Origin of the sequence: Pseudomonas sp. NPDC087817, assembly GCF_044742875.1 — a bacterium.
GTDB lineage: Bacteria > Pseudomonadota > Gammaproteobacteria > Pseudomonadales > Pseudomonadaceae > Aquipseudomonas.
The window spans coordinates 1-19,275 of sequence record NZ_JBIUVJ010000032.1 but is presented as its reverse complement, the minus strand read 5'-3'; the positions used below and the strand labels follow the sequence as shown (position 1 = coordinate 19,275).

13 protein-coding genes and 2 pseudogenes are annotated in these 19,275 nt (G+C 60.3%); 6 read left to right on the top strand and 9 right to left on the bottom strand.

Translation table 11 applies throughout. The features are described from left to right. Positions 1-2 precede the first annotated feature (2 nt). From ACIONG_RS19285 to ACIONG_RS19275, 3 genes are all read left to right on the top strand, one after another. Positions 3-299: a type II toxin-antitoxin system HigB family toxin gene (locus ACIONG_RS19285; RefSeq protein WP_103305407.1), complete on the top strand. Its 297-nt coding sequence runs from the start codon at positions 3-5 to the stop codon at positions 297-299. Then, complete coding sequence (locus tag ACIONG_RS19280) at positions 296-697, top strand: type II toxin-antitoxin system HigA family antitoxin (RefSeq protein WP_103305406.1); 402 nt, start codon at positions 296-298, stop codon at positions 695-697. The genes ACIONG_RS19285 and ACIONG_RS19280 overlap by 4 nt, the downstream gene beginning before the upstream one ends. Before the next feature lie 99 nt (positions 698-796). Then, positions 797-1,252 carry a hypothetical protein gene (locus tag ACIONG_RS19275; RefSeq protein ID WP_401301985.1) on the top strand — a complete coding sequence of 152 codons (456 nt, stop codon included), beginning with the start codon at positions 797-799 and terminating at the stop codon, positions 1,250-1,252. Between the two features lie 27 nt (positions 1,253-1,279). On the opposite strand, the gene ACIONG_RS19270 is transcribed toward ACIONG_RS19275, so the two are convergent. The 7 genes and pseudogenes from ACIONG_RS19270 to ACIONG_RS19240 all read right to left on the bottom strand — a co-directional run. Continuing rightward, on the bottom strand, positions 1,280-1,804 hold the full coding sequence (locus tag ACIONG_RS19270) for a hypothetical protein (RefSeq protein WP_401301982.1): 525 nt from the start codon (positions 1,802-1,804) through the stop codon (positions 1,280-1,282). Further along, complete coding sequence (locus ACIONG_RS19265) at positions 1,804-2,964, bottom strand: hypothetical protein (RefSeq protein WP_401301979.1); 1,161 nt, start codon at positions 2,962-2,964, stop codon at positions 1,804-1,806. The genes ACIONG_RS19270 and ACIONG_RS19265 overlap by 1 nt, the downstream gene beginning before the upstream one ends. 90 nt (positions 2,965-3,054) lie before the next feature. Next, entirely contained in the window at positions 3,055-4,518 is a 1,464-nt protein-coding gene (selO, locus tag ACIONG_RS19260) for a protein adenylyltransferase SelO (protein WP_103305402.1), read from the bottom strand. 48 nt (positions 4,519-4,566) lie between these two features. Beyond that, positions 4,567-7,920: a mechanosensitive channel MscK gene (mscK, locus tag ACIONG_RS19255; protein WP_401301975.1), complete on the bottom strand. Its 3,354-nt coding sequence runs from the start codon at positions 7,918-7,920 to the stop codon at positions 4,567-4,569. Between the two features lie 34 nt (positions 7,921-7,954). Next, entirely contained in the window at positions 7,955-9,697 is a 1,743-nt protein-coding gene (locus tag ACIONG_RS19250; RefSeq protein WP_103305400.1) for a potassium/proton antiporter, read from the bottom strand. A gap of 317 nt (positions 9,698-10,014) precedes the next feature. Next, positions 10,015-10,614 (bottom strand): annotated as a pseudogene (locus ACIONG_RS19245) (methyl-accepting chemotaxis protein); the annotation flags it as partial. 303 nt (positions 10,615-10,917) lie between these two features. Further along, a pseudogene (locus ACIONG_RS19240) lies at positions 10,918-11,574 on the bottom strand (MCP four helix bundle domain-containing protein); the annotation flags it as partial. Between the two features lie 345 nt (positions 11,575-11,919). Between ACIONG_RS19240 and ACIONG_RS19235 the strand changes: the two are divergent. From ACIONG_RS19235 to ACIONG_RS19225, 3 genes are all read left to right on the top strand, one after another. Beyond that, entirely contained in the window at positions 11,920-12,150 is a 231-nt protein-coding gene (locus tag ACIONG_RS19235; RefSeq protein WP_401301972.1) for a hypothetical protein, read from the top strand. After that, positions 12,147-12,449 (top strand): cell division protein ZapA, encoded by a 303-nt coding sequence (locus ACIONG_RS19230; RefSeq protein ID WP_064117128.1) that lies wholly within the window; start codon positions 12,147-12,149, stop codon positions 12,447-12,449. The genes ACIONG_RS19235 and ACIONG_RS19230 overlap by 4 nt, the downstream gene beginning before the upstream one ends. 99 nt (positions 12,450-12,548) lie before the next feature. Next, positions 12,549-14,486: a methyl-accepting chemotaxis protein gene (locus ACIONG_RS19225; protein WP_401301968.1), complete on the top strand. Its 1,938-nt coding sequence runs from the start codon at positions 12,549-12,551 to the stop codon at positions 14,484-14,486. Positions 14,487-14,629: 143 nt separating this feature from the next. Here ACIONG_RS19225 and ACIONG_RS19220 read toward each other — a convergent pair whose 3' ends face one another. Together ACIONG_RS19220 and putA are read right to left on the bottom strand one after the other, a co-directional pair. Then, positions 14,630-16,432 carry an acyl-CoA dehydrogenase gene (locus tag ACIONG_RS19220; RefSeq protein WP_401301965.1) on the bottom strand — a complete coding sequence of 601 codons (1,803 nt, stop codon included), beginning with the start codon at positions 16,430-16,432 and terminating at the stop codon, positions 14,630-14,632. Between the two features lie 229 nt (positions 16,433-16,661). Further along, positions 16,662-19,275 (bottom strand): bifunctional proline dehydrogenase/L-glutamate gamma-semialdehyde dehydrogenase PutA (gene putA / locus ACIONG_RS19215; protein WP_401301962.1); only part of this gene is annotated, 2,614 nt, incomplete at its 5' end.

Sequence of the window (19,275 nt, the reverse complement as noted above, 5' to 3'; positions counted from 1 at the left end):
GCATGCATGTCATCACTGCAAAACGGATACGAGAAGCGAAAGATAAATGGCCGAAAGCGGCCACCGCACTTGATCACTGGCTTGAAGTGGCAAAAGGAAGCAAGTCGTTGGACTTTGCTGCCATGAAGGCGCTGTTCCCGGCTATGGATAAAGTGGGTGAATTTCATGTGTTCGATATTGGCGGTAATAAACTGAGATTGATCGCCTACGTCAGATACCGACCACAAAAGTTGTATATCAAGTATGTGCTGGATCATCGCGAATATGATCGCGGTAAATGGAAGGAGGCGCAGGCATGAGTGTTCTGATCAAAAAAGCCGCCGAGCACTGGGAGTTCGTCTCGCCATTGCTGCGCAAACCGAAAAACGAAAGCGATTACGACAGACTGGTCCAAGCACTCGACGAGTTACTCGAAATGACCGGCGATGACGAATCCCATCCTTTAATGAGCCTGGTAGATATCATCGGTGACTGGATCGAGGAATGGGATCACACTCATCACCCAATGCCCAAACCACCTGGTTACGAAGTGCTGGGATATCTGATGCGCGAACATGGTTTGACCCAGAGTGACTTGCCCGGTGTTGGCCCTCAGTCAGTCGTTTCGGAAATTTTGAGCGGCAAGCGCCAGCTCAACTTGCGCCAGATCCGCTGGCTGGCCGATCACTTCAAGCTACCGGTAGATGTATTTATCTGAAGGGCGTTGCAGAGCCATCCAACGCCAGGGCAGTTGCACTCTGCTAGCATGTCGCGCGGCTTGTTCAGCCGCGCTTTCATCTAAAGGGAATTTACTGTCATGAGTTCTACCCAAGAAGCCGCAGCGCCTACCGATTCCACGCCTTACAAAGACGCAAGCATGAGTTGCGGGCATTGCAGCTATACGCTCAAGCCGACGTATCACCAGGCCTTCGAGTTGGTTCGGTTGCAGCCGATCAACTGTTATCAGTGCAGTTCGGATCTGTTGCTCGAAGAGGCTGACCGTCAGGTCCTGGACAAAAAACTGCAGACAGCCACCCGCATTGGCAAGCTGGCATTGCTGATTCTGGGGCCGTACTTCCTGATCAGCATGCTTGCGACACTCTATTTCATGTTCTTCGCCGAGCCGCCGTTCTCCGGGTTCACGGGTGTGTTGTTTGGCGGTGGGTTAGTAATCGGCTTCCTCCTCAAGAGCGCCGCCACGGACAGCGAAGAGCGCGATTTCGTGCTGTTCAAACAGGGCGAGCGGCTCGCTGCAGAGGCGCAGGCTGCATAACTCAGCGATGCCGCGGACTCGCGAGCGCTATTGTGTTCCGGGCCCAAAGATGCGCTGCTTCCACGCAGCGCTGGCATCGACCAGCGAGTAGCCATCGTTGCAGCTCAGCACGATGCCGACGTTCTTGCAGAACACCACTTCGACGATGTTCTGTTCGCGGGTGAAATCCGTCAGTTGATCCACTGCCATGAACACCTCGACGTTTTGAATCGCGTAATGCACTTCCCCGCCCCATTGCGAACCATATCCGGAAATCTTCAACGGTCCGCGCAACTGATAGACCCCAGCGGCTTTGCCCTGCGCGGCTTCCAGCTCACGGAAGGGCAGAATGGTCGTCCCCACCAGGTGAAGGAAGCCGATCGCCCGACTGTCCATGAACGCCAGCGCGGCTCGTTCCGCGTCGTTCAATTGGCGAAGGGGTTGCGCCTTGGCGATGAAGCGGCGAGTCGACCAGGACAGGGCCACGAGTTTCCAGAGAACCACCACCGCCGGCCCGGTGAGCAGCGCCACGATGACGAAAACCGCGAGCATTTCGAACTCTGACTGGCCCATCAGGAGGCGCCCACGCCGTTCGATACAGGCCGGCGCTCCCAAAGACGCCTGGCCAGATTGGCGCCGTAGGCGACGCACAATCCACCGCTGACATATTCCACCCACGCCTGCGCGTTGCTGCGATCCGCGTCGGGGTAGCACACGTGCGCCACCAGCCAGGAAGTCGCGAACAGCCCCATCATCACCGCGTTGCCGAGCCAGGCTTCGTGTTCTTGATACCGCCAGTCGGCATAGGCGTCGGGCAGACCTTCGATCTTGAGCAGCCAGTCATACCAGCCTCTCTGCGCATCGATCTCGATATGAGCAATAACGGTCTGGCCTTCCTTGATGTGATTTTCAATCTGCAGCCGGACCGGTGGTTCGACGGACACACTTTTTTTACCGATGGTCATTCCCTCCTCAGGAACGCTGCGATAAACGCCTTGAATCAGATTGACCACACTGCGTGGCTGATGCTTCTCCAGCGTCATGGGCAGGAAGCCCGCCAGGGTCACGAAGAAGAAAGGGACAAACCATTCCTTGGCGGTCAGCCACTCAAATGCCATCGCCCAGAACAGCAGCACGCTTGCCACAACTGCACAGGACCCCCAAAAGCGCCGCAGACAGGGCATGTGCGTGTTCATTTCATACGCGAGGCGTCGACGCTCTTTCTTGCGGGCAGGGCGCTGTCCCAGGATCAGTGTCTCTTCGTCGCCGATACATGGGCCCGGGATGCCGAACGTCCATTGAACGTCAGCCCGCTCGTGGATTTCGACACGCTGGGCGAACGCCTCGATGTGATAGCCATCATTCAGGCGGATCACATAAGCGCGCTTTTTGCCGCAGATGATTTCGGCCTCGTTGTTGCCTTCCTTGTTCAGAAACGGCAGGGCCGGTGCAGGCAGGAATACCGGGAATTCAGCGATGCGGTCCATGCCGGACCAGTCTTTCATGGTGCCGGTTTTTCGATAGGCGCCGCTGATCAGGTGAACATCGCGCTCGACTGTTTCCTTGGGGTAATAGAGGGCGAGCAGCCGGTGCTCTTCGATCGTTGCGCACCGCGCAGGTTCGTCGCGGCGCAGGGCGTTGAGTCTGAACTGACATGCCCAGATGCCGCCGACATACATAAGCATTGAAAGCGTTTGAAACAGCGTGATGCCAACGGAAAGATAGCCGAGCACTGCAACGTCCTTGTCCTGTAGTGCCGCGTTGTCCCGTACGCGGCGGTGTTCTATGAAGCCAGAATGCCCGGCAGTGTCACATCGCTTGCCTCACGACGAACAACTGATCTCCAGATGCTTGCCCCATTCCGGCGGCCGCTCGGCGTAGCTTTCCATCCCCGGCTGCTCCTCGAAAGGTTTGCTCAGCACCGCATGCAGGCGCCGAACCTCGGAGTAGTCGCCTTGTTCAGCCGCATCAATGGCTTTTTGCGCCAGATAATTGCGCAGGATGTACAGCGGATTGACCGCATGCATCCGCGCGCGACGTTGCGTTTGATCAGCCGCGCCATCACGGGCAACCCGCGCCACGTAGCGCTCGCCCCAGGCATCGAAACCTTTGATGTCGACGAAGTCGTCACGCAAAAGGGCGACGGCTTGTTCTGCTGAGTCCTCTCCGAGCCGGCGGAAAAACAGCGTGTAGTCGACGCCGCTGTTCTGCATCAGTTGGAGGAGGTTTTCCAGCAGTGTCTGGTCGTCCTCTTCGGCGCTGGTGAAACCGAAGCGACGGCGCATCAGGTCGAGGTAATGCGCCTGGAACAGCGGCAGGTACAGGCCGAGGGTTTCGCGCAATGCTTCGACGCTGATGAACGGCGTCAGCGCCTGCGCGAGGGCGCTGAGGTTCCACTGGCCGACCGGCACCTGATTGCTGAACGAGTAGCGACCCTGATCATCCGAATGGTTGCAGATGAAGTTGGCGTCGAAGTCATCAAGGAAGGCGAACGGGCCGAAGTCGAAAGTGATGCCGAGGATCGACATGTTGTCGGTGTTCATCACGCCGTGGCAGAAACCATAAGCCTGCCATTTGGCGATCAGTTCGGCGTTGCGCTCGACGATCTCGCGGAACATCGCCAGATACGGTTCCGGCTGCTCCAGGCATTGCGGATAGTGCATCGCCAATACGTGTTCGCCGAGCTGCTTTTGCTGCTCGGGACGCTTGGTGTAGTAGAAGTATTCGAAGTGGCCGAAGCGGATATGGCTCGGCGCCAGACGCAGCACCATCGCCGCACGTTCCTGCTTTTCCCGCCAGACCGGCGTGTCGGAGCCGATCACACAAGCCGCACGCGACGAAGGAATGTTCAGCGCATGCAGCGCTTCAGAGGCAAGGAATTCGCGGATCGACGAACGCAGCACCGCACGGCCGTCGCCCATGCGCGAAAACGGCGTTTGCCCGGCGCCCTTGAGGTGCAAGTCCCAGTGCTCGCCGGCCTGGTTGTAGACCTCGCCGAGCAGCAGACCACGTCCGTCGCCCAGTTGCGGCGTGTAGCCGCCGAACTGATGCCCGGAATAGACCATCGCCCGCGGCTCGGCATCGGCCCACAGTTTGTGGCCGCCAAACAGCTCGGCAAACTCCTGGGTTTCGGCGGTCGCCGGATCGAGATCCAGCAAGGCCAGGGCCGCCGGGCTGGCGACGACCAGGCGCGGATTGTCGATCGGCTCGGGCAGCACGTGGGCGGAGAACGCATCACCGAGGCGGGCGAAGCGATTGTCGAAGGTCAGTTCGTCGAGGGCTTTCAAGGGCCGGCTCCAGCAGAATGTCCGAGCATTCTGCTGGGAATAGACCGGTTAGTCGAGTTTGGCCGGCGGCGGTTCTTGCAGCGGCTTCTGCTCGTCGGGCACTGCGACGATGGTTTTGGCTTCCGGCTCGATGGGCACCAACTTGTATTCCTGGCCATGCAGGTTCTTCAGGTAAACCTCCATCTGGCGGAACGAGATGTTGATGTGCTGCTTCTTGAACTCGCGGTTGATGAAGCGGTTCACTTCATCGATCACCGGGTTACGGTCGCCGAGGTCACGCACGTGCATGCGCAGTTCGTGGTCGAGGGTGCTTTCGCCGAAGTTGAGGAAGTACACGTGCGGCTCGGGTTCCTTGAGCACGCGCGGATTTTCCCGGGCAGCCTTGAGCAGCAGTTCCTTGACCAGATCCAGATCGGAGCCGTAATCGACACCGAGTTTCAGCGTCACACGGGTGATGGTGTCGGTCAGCGACCAGTTGATCAGTTGCCCGGTGATGAACGTCTTGTTCGGGACAATGATGTCCTTGCGGTCGAAGTCGGTGATGGTCGTGGCGCGGATGCGGATCTTGCTCACCGTGCCCGACAGGCTGCCGATGGTGATGGTGTCGCCGATCCGCACCGGGCGTTCGAAGAGGATCATGATGCCGGAGATGAAGTTGGCGAAGATTTCCTGCATACCGAAGCCGAGACCCACCGACAGCGCCGCCACCAGCCATTGCAACTTGTCCCAGCTGACGCCGAGGGTCGACAGGGTCGAGACGAAACCGACGCCGGCGATCACGTACGACAACAGCGTCGTGGTCGCGTAGGCGCTGCCCTGAGCCAGATTGAGCTTCGACAGCACAAACACTTCAAGCAGGCCCGGCAAGTTGCGCGCCAGGGCGAAGGTGATGCCGATGATGATCAATGCACCGAGCATGTCGCCGATGCTGATCGGCACCATGCTCATATTGGCGCCGGTGCCGCTGGTGTATTCGTAGAGGGTGATGTTGTCGAGGTACGAGAACACCGAGATCAGGTCCGACCATACCCAGTACAGCGCCGCGATGAAGCCGCCGAGCAGGGCCAGACGGATCAGGCGCAGGGACTGTTCGTTGACCTTTTCGATGTCCAGCGTCGGCTCTTCGATCACTGCCTCGCCGTCGCCGGCTTCTCTCGCCGCCTGGCGTTTGGCCAGGGCGCGCTGGTAGGCCAGGCGTCGTGCGGCGACGCTCAGACCACGGACGAAGGTGGCTTCGATCACCAGCCAGAACATCAGCAGGTAAAGGGTATTGATCAGACGGTCGCTGAGTTTCAGCGCGGTGTAGTAGTAGCCGAAGCAGACCGCGACGAACAGGGCGATAGGCAGCAGGGTGAACATCACGCCGACGGCTTTGCGGAACAGCGAGGTGTTTTCGTGGGCCGGGCTGCTGATCAGCAGGCGGCTGAGCAACCACGCCATCAAGGCGTAGCAGGTCAGCACGACCGGCATGCCGAGCACGTCGTCTGCCAGCGCCGCCGGTTGCAGTTCGGCCACCGCCACCACGGTGACCAGCGCCATGACCACCAGCCCGAGTCGACGGATCCAGCCCTGCAGGAATTCGACTTGCGGCTTTTCCCAACGGAAGTGCAACTCGGCCACGCCGCCCGGCGCAAGAATCCGGTAGGCGGTGTAGAACACCAGCCACGCCTGACCCATTTGCAGCAGCGCCGCGCCCATGTTGGCGTTCTGCCCACGGGCGTCGATCTGCAAGGCCAGACCACACAATGCCAGACCGAGCGCCACCGGCATGGCCAGCAGAATATTGATCAGAATGGCCTGCGGCGTGTGCCACTGGCTGTCACGCTTGAAGTGGCCGATGTCCTGGTGAACCTTGTTCAACCGCGCGTACAAAGCCTTGCGTCGCCAAAGCAGCGCACCGATCAGCAGCGCCAGCGGCAGGAACAGCAACGGGCGCTGAGTCAGGCCGTCAGTCAGCTCGCTCAGGCTTGAGGCCAGCGGCAGGGTGTCGACCTGACGTTTCAGGCGTTCCGGCACGCCACGCATCCACTCGATGTCCAGCGGCTTGTTGCTGGGAATCCAGAACATCTGTTCGTCGAGGGTCGCGCGCAGGCTCTGCGCGGTGCTCAGCAGTTGCTTCTGATTGAGTTGAAGAGTGATCGATTCATTGAGCATCGCGCTCAGTTCGCGATTCAGGCGCTCCAGCAAGTCGGCACGGGTGCTGGCCAGCTCGAGCAGGCTTTTGCGCAGTTGTGGTGTGACCTGTTCCGGTGGCTGGGTGGCCAGCAGGTTGTCGACATAGGCCGCCGGATTGCTCAATTGTTCACGCTGCTGGCTGACGTCGAATTGCCACAGGCGAATGTCGGCGATCTGATCCGCCAGATCGCGGTCGACCTTGAGGCGCGGCAGGGCCTGTTTCTGCTTATAAAGAATCTTCGACAGCAGCAGGCTGCCCTTGAGCACGTTGATCTGCTCGTCGAGGGCCGAATCGCTTTGGGTCAAGCTGTCGAGCTGCTGCTTGGTCTGTAGATTCTGCTGAGTGACTTCGTTGAGGCGGTCGGTGCTTTTGAGCAGATAGTCCGACAACTTGAGGTTGGCCGTACTTTCGATGGCAAGCAGGCTGCTGCTGCCGGCCTTTTGCGCTTCGATCGATTGCTGGGTGACGGTTTCCTGAGACTGCGCCAGACGCTTCTGGTTGATCAGCGTTTGCAGCTCCTGGATCTCGCGGTCGAGGCGGTCGGACTTCTCCGAGAGCAAGTCATGCAGGCTGTTGCCCAGATCCTGCAACTGGTTGTTGCCGGCCAGTTCCTGGCGACGCAGCGGAATCAGTGCGTTCAGCGCGGCCAGCTCGGCGTTCAGCAGGTCTCGCTGCTCGGCGCTGACGGTCTTGCCCGCGTCCTTGCCGGACTTGAGGATGTTGTTGATTTGCTGGATGCGCGTCTGGCTGGCGGAAATTTCCGCCTGGGCGCGCTCGGGCCGGGTCTGCGCCGTGATGATCAGACTGTTGGCGTCGGCCAGGGCTTTTTGCAGATCGCTTTGCTGGGTCGAGCGATCGGTAAGGATCTGCTCCAGCTGCGTGATCGACTCTTTGGGAAAGCGCTGGGCCACCGGCACTACCGCGTTCGCCTTGAGCCGCGTCAGTTCGCGATTGTTCTCGATGGTCTGCTTTGGCGCGGTCGCCAATTGCTGCTTCAGATCGCTGAGTTTCTGCTCGTAATCACGCCGGTTGTTGAGCTGATTGAGCGTGTTCTGCAAAACGGCTTGCAGGGGTTTTTTATCAGCATCCGGCAGTTTGCTGTCGGCAAGCTTGTCCAGACTGGCCTGCACGGCGTCGCTGGACGGTGGTTCGGCGGCGTACAGCGGGCCGACAGTAAGACTCAGGCCCAGCAGGGCCGCGGCGAAAAAGGAACGCAGGATAGGCATAGAGACCGGTCAAGCAAGTGAGAGTGGACGCAGTTTAGAGGAAGAGCCCGGGGCCCGGGCGACTTCCTTCGGGGAATCTGACGCCCACTTTGCCGATCTTGTTCCCGTCCATGACCGCAACCGTCCAGTGAGTGTTGTTCCACTCCACCTGGTCACCGACGATTGGCGCACCGCCGACTTTCTGCGCGATGAAGGCGCCCAGGGTCATGTCCGGATCGATGCCGTCGGCCGGCAACCCGTAAAGCGCTGCAACCGCTTTAAGCTGGGCGTCTCCTTCGAGCACAAAGTCGCCGAAGAAACGCAGATCGAGGCCACGTTGCGGCGCCTGGCTGAACAGTTTTCCGAGAGCCGGCAAGTTGTGTTCATGGCCGATAACACACAGCAAATCATCGACTTCCAGCACCGTACTACCCGACGGATGGAGCAATTGCTGGCCACGAAACAGGGCAGCGATACGGGTGCCTTCGGGCATTTTCAGCTCACGCAGGGGCGAACCGATGCACCATTTCTCCGCGCCGAGCTTGTACACGAACAGCTCCCATTCGCTGGTGACGTGGACTTCCAGCGCTGAACGGGAAATGGGCGCAGGCTCGGGCGGTACCGTCACCTTGAGCAGTTTGGCCACCCACGGCAGGCTCGTGCCCTGTACCAGCAGCGACACCAGCACGATGAAGAAGGCGAGGTTGAAGTACAGCTGTGCGTTCGGCAGACCGGCCATCAGCGGGAACACCGCCAGAATGATCGGTACGGCGCCGCGCAGGCCGACCCAGGAAATAAAGGCTTTCTCGCGGCCATGGAAGGCCTTGAATGGCAGCAGGCCGACGACTACCGACAGTGGTCGCGCGAACAGAATCATCCACAGTGCCAGACCCAGGGCAGGCAGGGCGATCGGCAGCAAATCATGCGGCGTGACCAACAGTCCCAACACCAGGAACATGCCGATCTGCGCCAGCCACGCCATGCCGTCGAGCATGTGCAGGATGCCGTGGCGACTGCGCACCGGACGGTTGCCGATCACCAGACCACACAGATAAACCGCAAGGAAGCCACTGCCGTGCAAGGCGTTGGTCAGGGCGAACACCACCAGACCACCCGCGATCACCAGGATCGGATACAGGCCGGCGGCGAGGTTGATCCGGTTGACCAGTTGCAGCATCAGCCAGCCACCGCCCAGACCGATCACGCCACCGATGCCGAACTCGCGGATCAGGTGGGTCAGCAGGCTCCAGTGCAGGCCGGTCTGGCCGCTGGCGAGCATGTCGATCAGGGTCACGGTGAGAAACACCGCCATCGGGTCATTGCTGCCGGATTCGATTTCCAGGCTGGCGGTCACCCGTTCGTTCAGGCCTTTGCCACCGAGCAGCGAGAACACCGCTGCGGCGTCGGTCGAGCCGACGATGGCGCCGATCAACAAGCCCTGAATCAGGTTCAGGTCGAACAGCCACGCCGCCGCCATGCCGGTCAGCCCGGTGGTAATCAGCACCCCGACCGTGGCCAGCGACAACGCCGGCCATAGCGCCACGCGGAAACTCGACACCCGCGTGCGCAAACCGCCGTCGAGGAGGATCACCGCCAGGGCGAGGTTGCCGACCAGATAGGCCGTCGGGTAGTTATCGAAAATGATCCCGCCGCCATCCACCCCGGCCGCCATGCCGACCGCAAGAATGATGACCAGAATCGGAATGCCGAGACGGGAAGACAGAGAGCTGACAAGAATGCTTGCGCCTACCAGCAACGCGCCGATCAAGAACAGGCTGTTGATGGTCGTCGCATTCAAAGGCAGTACTCCAGAAGCGTAAAGACGGGCACAAACTGACCATGCAGTCTGCGTGCCAGCGATTCTAACCTGTTGAAATGTGATGCTGTCAAAAAGGTTTTTGCGCCGGCGTGTTCGGAATTTTGGTTCGGCTGGGGATTGCTGCCCTCACCCTAACCCTCTCCCGGGGGGAGAGGGAACTGACCGCGGTGTTCGTTCAAGCTGCACCGACCTGAGATATCGAGCCGAACTCAGGTCTTGAAGTGCATGAAGATCGGCCCCCTTTCCCCCTCGGCCCCTTGGGGGAGAGGGCTGGGGTGAGGGGGTAGCTTTTGATCTTAAAGGCTAAACCGCCCAACCATATTGTTCAGGTCCAGCGCCAACCGCGACAGCTCGTTGCTCGCCGCACTGGTCTGATTCGCCCCGGTCGCCGATTGCACCGACAGATCGCGGATGTTCACCAGGTTACGGTCCACTTCCCGCGCCACTTGTGCCTGCTCTTCGGCGGCGCTGGCGATCACCAGATTGCGCTCGTTGATTTCGACGATGGCAGTGTTGATGGTGTCCAGCGACATCCCGGCACCACGGGCAATGTTCAGCGTCGACTCGGCGCGCTCGGTGCTGTTACGCATCGAATCCACCGCGTGTTCGGTGCCGCTCTGAATGCTGCCGATCATGCGCTCGATTTCGCTGGTCGATTGCTGAGTGCGGTGCGCCAGTGCACGAACCTCGTCAGCCACCACCGCAAAACCACGACCGGCCTCACCGGCACGGGCCGCTTCAATAGCTGCGTTCAACGCCAGCAGGTTGGTCTGGTCAGCCAGACCACGGATCACGTCCAGCACCTTGCCGATGTCGCGGGATTCGTTGGCCAAATCCCCAATCAACGATGCAGTGCTCTGCACGTCGGCACTCATGCGTTCGATGGCGCTGACGGTTTCCTGAACCAGATCACGACCGTCGCCGGCCGAGGTGGTGGCGTTCTTTGACGCTTCCGAAGTGCTTACTGCGTTGCGTGCGACTTCTTCCACAGCGCTGGTCATCTCGTTGACCGCAGTCGCCGCCTGTTCAATTTCGTTGTTCTGCTGAGTCAGGCCCCGCGCGCTTTCGTCGGTGACACTGTTCAGTTCTTCAGCGGCAGAAGCCAGTTGAGTGGCCGAACCGGAAATTCGCTGCAAAGTGTCGCGCAGTTTCGATTGCATCTTGGCCATGGCAGCCAGCAGGCGCCCGGCTTCATCGGAACCGTCGACGTGAATTGGCTGGGTCAGGTTGCCCTCGGCAATGGTTTCCGCCGCGTCGAGTGCCTTGGAGATCGGCCGGGTGATGCTGATGGTCAGCAACCAGGCGAACAGGAAGGTCAGGCCGGTGGCGATCACCAGCAGGGTCACCACCAGATCGAACGCCGAGGAATACTGATCGGCCGCTTGCTGATTGGTCTCGCTGATCTGCTCGCCGTTGATCTGCATCAGGCGGTTGAGCACGGTGTTCATGGCTTCGGAGTTGTTCAGCAACTCGGTGTTGAGCAGGTTGCGCAGCTCATCCACCTGATTGTTGCGCGACAGGCTTTTCATCCGGTCTTCGATCTGGCGGTACTGACCGAGCAACTGCACGTACTGATCGTAGGCCGAACGCTCTTCCGGGCTGCCGATCAGCGGCTCGTAATCAGTCTGGGCCTTGCGGATCTGCTGATTGCGCATGTCCAGCAGCTCAATCGTTTTTTGCTGCACATCCGGTTCACGGTTGACCAGCAGGCGGTACGACAGCACGCGCAGACGCAGAGTCAATTGAGTGAACTCGTCGAGGTTCTTGATGCTCGGCACGCTGCTCGACGAGATGTCCTCGGCGGCGCTGCGGATTTTGCTCATCTGATTCAGCGCGAACACGCCCAGAATCAGCATCAGGCCGCCGATCAGGGCGAAACCGGTAAACGCCCGGGGGGCGATGTTCATATTGCGAAGGGACATGGGGCGGATACCAAGAGAGGGCCGCATCCATGCGGGCTGAGACTGCTGTATGGATGACTTATCGGTCATGCGACTAAAGTCTTGAGTCGGTGTGCGTATTTGTCGCAGAAGGGTTCGGGCGACGAAGTGCAGGAACCAGATCGGCAGATCACAGTCTTTTAAACTCGCGAGAACGCTCGCCCGCCAGGAAAATCAAGGCCTTGCGCCGGTTAAACCCTGGCATCCGTGGTGACTTTTCTTTATCGTACGCGCCCTTTGAAAAACGCTTGGAAGATCAAAATGTTGGAAGCATCCCTCAGCCAATTGGAACAGCTCGTCAGCGACCTGGTGCAACAGAACCAGGCCCTCTCGCAAACCAACCAGACCCTGTCCACGGAACTGGCCCAGGCCAAGGATGAAAACGAAAGCCTGCAACTGAGCCTGATGGAACAGGAAGAAAAGCACGGCGTCACCGCCGCACGCATTCAAGCCCTGGTTGATCGCGTCAACGCAGGTCCTGTCAGCGCATGAACCACCACACAGCAGGGGTAAAAGTCGTCTCCATTCTCGGGGAGGACTATTCGATCAAGGCACCGGCCGGGGAAGAACAGACCCTGCTGGACGCGGCAATGATGCTCAAGGCCGCTTTGGACGACACCAAAAGGAAATACCCGACGCTGATCGGCGACCGCCTGCTGGTGCTGGCGGCAATGAATCTGTGCTCGCAGCAGATCGAAATGAAGAAGCAGCACAAAGAAGAACTCGACCGTTACCAAGAGCAAGTCAGCGCCACGGTCGACACCATCGCCAAGACCATCAATCAGGGCTGATGGGTTTGCGCACAACCAAAGAATAGATTGTCGATTGAGTTGTATACAATCGGCACGGCTGTTGCATTGTTTCGGCCACTTATTCTTTGGGGGTGCTCCATGCAGTTGTGGCGACGCAGTATTCAATGGCAGCTGATTCTCAGCATGGGCACCGCCCTGCTGGTCAGTATCCTGATCGTGGTTGGCATTTATACCCTGGTGGTCAACCGCCTCGCCCAGAGCTATCTGGTCGAACAAGCGTTGCCGTCGAGCATCGAAGCGACGCGCAACGACATCGAACGTATCCTTATCCAGCCGCTGACGGCCGCGAAAGACATCGCCAGCAATTCCATGGTGCGCGACTGGCTGGCAGCAGGTGAAGACGGCAGCAAAACGGCGGCCTTCGCGCAGTATCTGGAAGGTATCCGCGCCGAACACAAGGCTTTTACCGCTTTGATCATCGGCACCGAATCGAATCACTACATCACCGAAAAAGGCTTGGATCGCACCCTCAGTCGCGCCAAACCGGCCGACGCCTGGTTCTATTCTTCCCTCGACAGCAGTCAGCCGCGCACCCTGAACATCGACAACGATGGGGCCACCGGAGAATTGGCGCTGTTCATCGATCTGAAGGTTGAACAGGCCGGCAAAGTGGTCGGCGTAGCGGGGCTTGGGCTGAGCATGAAAGAGCTGTCCGAGCTGATTCACAACTTCAGCTTCGGCGAGCGCGGCAAGGTCTATCTCGTGCGTTCCGACGGTTTGATCCAGGTGCACCCCGAGGCGCAGTTCAGTGGCAAGCGCACCTTGAGCGAGCAGATTGGCGCTTCGGCGGCGCAGGCCGTCATGGGTCAAAAAACTGCCATAAGCAGCAGCTTCCAGCGGGATGGCGAAGACTTCCTTGCCTTCAGCCTGCCTTTGCGTGATTTGGGCTGGACGTTGGTGGCCGAAGTGCCGCAGTCGCAGATCTATGCCGAAGCCCGCAAGGCGATGTGGATGAGCGGCGGCATCGGATTGGCGGTGGCGCTGGTGTGCCTCGCGTTGGTGGTATGGCTGGCCCAAGGGTTGGTGCGACCGATTCGTCAGGTAACAGCGGCGCTGGTAGCAATCGGTAGCGGTGGGGGAGATTTGACCCATCGGTTAGATTCCAGTCGTGCCGATGAGCTAGGCGATCTCGCCCGCGGCTTCAACCGTTTCCTCGATAGCCAACGCGGGATGATCGGCGAAGTGCTGACCACCAGCGAGCGCTTGCGCACGGCGGTCGGGCAGGTGGCAAAGGTGGTGGAGAACACTGCCGAGCGTTCTGGTCGGCAGCAGGAAATGACCGACATGGTCGCCACCGCCGTTCACGAAATGGGCCTGACCGTGCAGGAAATCGCCCAGAACGCCGGCAACGCCGCGCTTGCCTCGCAAACCGCGCGGGATGAAGCGATGCAGGCGCGGGAAGTGGTCGGTGGCTCGATTCGACATATTGAGAGCATGTCCGATGAGATCGGCGTGGCGGCGGGCGCGGTGGGTGAGTTGGCGCATCAGGTGGCGTCGATCGATTCGGTGCTGGCGGTGATTCGCGGGGTTTCCGAGCAGACCAATCTATTGGCGCTGAACGCTGCCATCGAGGCCGCACGCGCCGGGGACATGGGCCGAGGGTTCGCTGTCGTTGCAGACGAGGTTCGCACCTTGGCGCGCAGAACCCAGGCGTCCACCGACGAGATTCAGCAAATGATCGGCAGCCTCAAGCAAGGTGCGGAAAACGCCGTGTCGTCGATGCGCACCGGCCAGGCTGCGACGGGCACCGGGGTTGAGTCGAGCCAGCGTACCGGCGCATCGTTGACTGCGATTACCGGGCAGGTCGAGCGCATCAGTGACATGAACCACCAGGTGGCGACAGCGACCGAGGAGCAGTCGGCGGTGACCGAGGAGATCAACCGTAACGTGCAGGGGATTTCCGATCTGGCGCGGGCGACGGCGGGAGAGGTTCGGGCTTGTCGAAAGGATTGTCAGATGTTGCAGCGGTTGGCGGATGATCTGGCGCGGCAGATGGGTGGGTTCAAGTTGAGTTGATGCGCCACCCGTCCCGGCCCCTTCGCGGGCAAGCCCGCTCCCACAGGTACTGCGGCGGTTTCACGAAATGTGTGACCGCCAAAGAACCCTGTGGGAGCGGGCTTGCCCGCGAAGACGGTATCAGCCGCAACGCATAATCCAGATCAGAACCAAGCATCCTGCATCGCCAGACACGTCTCATCCCGCGCCTCCAGCAGCGCCAGTTCATGGTGGCAACCCGGCACTTCCCACGTCAGGAAATACCGCGCCGCCTGCAACTTGCCCTTGTAAAAGTCGGCATCCGCCGCATTGCCTTTGGCCAACCCTTCTTCGGCACGAATCGCCTGCTCCAGCCAACGCCAGCCAATCACCGTGTGCCCGAAGACCTTCAAGTACAACGCCGAGTTCGCCAGGCTGCTATTGACCTTGCCCTGCGCCAGATCGGTCAACAAACCAATGGTCACGACTTGCAAACGCGCGACCAGTTTCTCCAGCGGCTCACGCAGCGCGGTCAGCGATTCGTGCGCCGTTGCGCGCTCAGCGGTATTGGCAATCAGACGAATCAATTGCTTCAGTCCCGCGCCGCCGTTCTGCGCCAGCTTACGCCCGAGCAAGTCCAGCGACTGAATGCCATGAGTGCCCTCGTGGATCGGGTTCAGCCGGTTGTCGCGGTAATACTGCTCCACCGGGTATTCACGGGTGTAACCGTGGCCGCCGAGAATCTGGATCGCCAGCTCGTTGGCCTTCAGGCAGAACTCCGACGGCCAGGATTTGACGATCGGCGTCAGCAAATCCAGCAACTCATGGGCCTGCTTACGCTCGCTTTCGGTCTCAAGCGTGGTGGTGTCGTCAAATAAACGCGCGGCATACAAACCGAGGTCAAATGCCCCTTCGACGTAGGACTTTTGCGTCAGCAGCATGCGTCTGACGTCCGCGTGTTGAATGATCGCCACTGGCGCGGTGCTTGGGTCTTTGCTGTCCGGCACTCGACCTTGCGGACGCTCGCGGGCGTATTCCAGCGAATACAGATAACCGGCATAACCGAGCATCACCGCACCCATGCCGACGCCGATCCGCGCTTCATTCATCATCTGGAACATGTAACTCAAGCCGTGATGCGGCTTGCCCACCAGATAGCCGACGCATTCACCGTTATCGCCGAAGTTCAGTGCGGTGGAAGTGGTGCCACGCCACCCCATCTTGTGGAACAGCCCCGCGAGCAACACGTCGTTGCGCTGACCGAGGCTGCCGTCATCGTTGACCAGAAATTTCGGCACGATGAACAGAGAAATGCCCTTCACCCCCGGCGGCGCGTCCGGCAGTTTGGCCAGCACCATGTGCACGATATTTTCCGAGAGGGGGTGATCACCGCCGGAAATGAAGATCTTGTTGCCCTTGAGGCGATAAGTGCCGTCGGACGCAGGCTCGGCGCGTGTACGAATATCCGACAACGATGAGCCAGCGTGGGGCTCGGTCAGGGCCATGGTGCCGAAGAAACGACCGTCGATCATCGGTTGCAGAAAGCGCTGCTTCTGCTCGTCGGTGCCGAAGCTTTCGATCAGGTTCGCCGCGCCCATGGTCAGGAACGGATACGACGTCGATGCGGCGTTGGCCGACTGGAAGTGCGCGAAGCAGGCCTGCGAGAGCAGCGTAGGAAGTTGCATGCCACCGGCGTCGAAACTTCTCGCGGCGTTGAGGAATCCGGCCTCAAGGAAGGCATCCACCGCCGGTTTCACCTCGGGAATCAGAATCGCCTTACCGTCCTCGTAGCGCGGCTCGTTCTCGTCGCCCTTGCGGTTGTGCGGCGCGAAGTATTTTTCGGCGATGTTGCGTGCGGTGCCGATGGCGGCGTCGAAGGTCTCGCGATTGTGCTCGGCAAAACGCTCACGGCGGGTCAGGCCCTCGGCATCAAGGACTTCATACAGCTCGAAAGCCAGATTGCGGGAACTGAGCAGCGTCTCGGACATGGCGGCCTACCTTTTTTTGGGTTGGGCCGAGTTTAGGCGTGCTGATAAAAGCTGAACAGGATGATTGATAAGCGTGATGGAGGGGCAAAACGAGTGTAGGGCATGATCGTTCCCACGCTCTGCGTGGGAATGCAGCCCGGGACGCTCCGCGTCCCTAAACGGCGTGACGCAGAGCGTCACAGGAGGCATTCCCACGCGGAGCGTGGGAACGATCAATCAACCAGGGACGTTAGCCGATGGTCATCAGGCTGGCATTACCACCCGCCGCAGCCGTGTTAACGCTCAACGCCCGCTCGATCACCAGACGCTCCAGCGCAATGTTGGTCTCGCCCTGGGACAAGCCCTGAACACCAACAATGGCACCGGCACGCTTGGCAATCTGCTGGCAAACGCCACGCAACTGGTCGGAATGGCCGTGATGCAGAACCGCATCAAACACCACTTCGTCTTTATTCCAGTCGGAAACCAGCTTGATCCGCGCCTGAACGTCCTTCGGCAAGCGTGCGAACAAGGCCTTGCTGATGTCGGATTCCGGCCATACCGCCGAACCGCCAACCGCCAGCACTGCTGCCAGTTGCGTCAGCAGATCACCTTCAACCTCCGTCAGGCACAGCACGTGCTCGCGCGGCAGGATGGCGTAGCTGTTCTTCTCACCGGTCGGGCCGGCCAGCACGCGGGTGATGCCGCTCTGCGACTGCGCAGCGTACTGCACGCACAGAGCGCTCAAGTCGGCGTACTTATTGCTCTCGGCCCAGGCTTTCAGGGCATTCAGCGGTTTGCTCATGGCATCACGCAGACGCACGTCCGGCGCCACGGCAGCATCACCGCGAGCGAAGGATTGTTCGATCGCATCGGTAGGACGCGTCGACAGCAAACGGTACAGGTACAGCGGGCCGCCGGCTTTCGGGCCAGTGCCCGACAGGCCTTCGCCGCCGAACGGCTGCACGCCGACCACGGCACCGACGATGTTGCGGTTGACGTAGACGTTACCGGCGTTGACGTTGTCGATCACCTTGGCGATGGTCTCGTCGATACGGGTGTGCACGCCGAGGGTCAGGCCGTAGCCGGAAGCGTTGATCTGGCCGATCAGTTGATCGATCTCTTTGCGCTTGTAGCGCACCACGTGCAGCACCGGACCGAAGATCTCGCGTTGCAGCTCATCGAAGCTTTCCAGTTCGATCAGGGTCGGCATGACGAAGGTGCCGCGTTTGACTTCTTCAGTGTCGGCAATTGCCACTTGGTACACGTTGCGACCTTTGTCGCGCATGCCCTGGATGTGCTTGTCGATGCCAGCCTTGGCTTCAGCGTCGATGACTGGGCCGATGTCCACGGACAGGCGTTCAGGATTGCCGAGACGGCTTTCAGCCATCGCGCCTTTGAGCATTTCGATGACGCGATCAGCGGAATCTTCCTGCAGGCACAACACACGCAGCGCCGAGCAACGCTGACCGGCGCTGTCGAAGGCCGAGGACACCACGTCGATCACCACTTGTTCGGTCAGTGCCGAGGAGTCGACGATCATTGCGTTCTGGCCACCGGTTTCGGCGATCAGCGGAATCGGACGGCCCTGGCTGTCCAGGCGACCGGCAATGTTGCGTTGCAGCAGACGAGCAACTTCAGTGGAACCGGTGAACATCACGCCTTTGACGCGCTCGTCACCGACCAGACCGGCACCGACGGTTTCACCGCGCCCCGGCAGCAGTTGCAGCACGCCTTCTGGAATCCCGGCTTCGAGCAGCAAGCGCACGGCTTGTGCGGCAACCAGCGGGGTTTGCTCGGCCGGTTTGGCCAATACCGGGTTACCGGCAGCCAGTGCCGCAGCGACTTGGCCGCTGAAGATTGCCAGCGGGAAGTTCCACGGGCTGATGCACACCACCGGGCCCAGTGGGCGGTGGGCGTCGTTGCTGAAATCGTTGCGTGCCTGCACCGCGTAATAACGCAGGAAGTCGACGGCTTCGCGGACTTCGGCGATGGCGTTGGCGAAGGTCTTGCCGGCTTCGCGAGCCAGCAGACCCATCAGCGGCTGGATCTCGCCTTCCATCAAGTCAGCGGCACGCTCCAGAATCGCCGCGCGCTCGGCCGGCGGGGTGGCCTGCCAGATCGGTGCAGCGTTGAGGGCGCACTGGATGGCGTTGTCGACGTCCTCGACGGTGGCTTCCTGAACGTGACCGACCACATCACGATGGTCTGCCGGGTTCAGTACTGGCGCAGGCGTTTCGTTGCTGGAAGTGCAACCGAGCATCGGCGCGGCTTTCCAGTTGTTGTGCGCGGTGGCGAGCAGGGCGCAGGACAGCGAGGCCAGACGATGTTCGTTGGCCATGTCGATGCCGCTGGAGTTGGCGCGCTCGGAACCGTACAAGTCACGCGGCAGCGGAATACGCGGGTGCGGCAGGCCGAAACCACCTTCCACGGTTGCCATCTGCTCGATCTGCGCAACCGGATCGGCCACCAGTTCCTGAATCGAAATCGACTGGTCGGCGATGCGGTTGACGAACGAAGTGTTCGCGCCGTTTTCCAGCAAACGACGTACGAGGTACGCCAGCAGGGTTTCATGAGTACCAACCGGAGCGTACACGCGGCACGGACGGTTCAGCTTGCCTTCGGAAACTTTGCCTACAACCTGCTCGTACAAAGGTTCGCCCATGCCGTGCAGGCACTGGAATTCGTACTGGCCCGGGTAATAGTTCTGACCGGCAATGTGGTAGATGGCCGACAGGGTGTGGGCGTTGTGCGTGGCGAACTGCGGGTAGATGACTTCCGGCACCGACAGCAGTTTGCGGGCGCAGGCGATGTAGGAAACGTCGGTGTACACCTTGCGGGTATAGCCCGGATAGCCTTCCAGG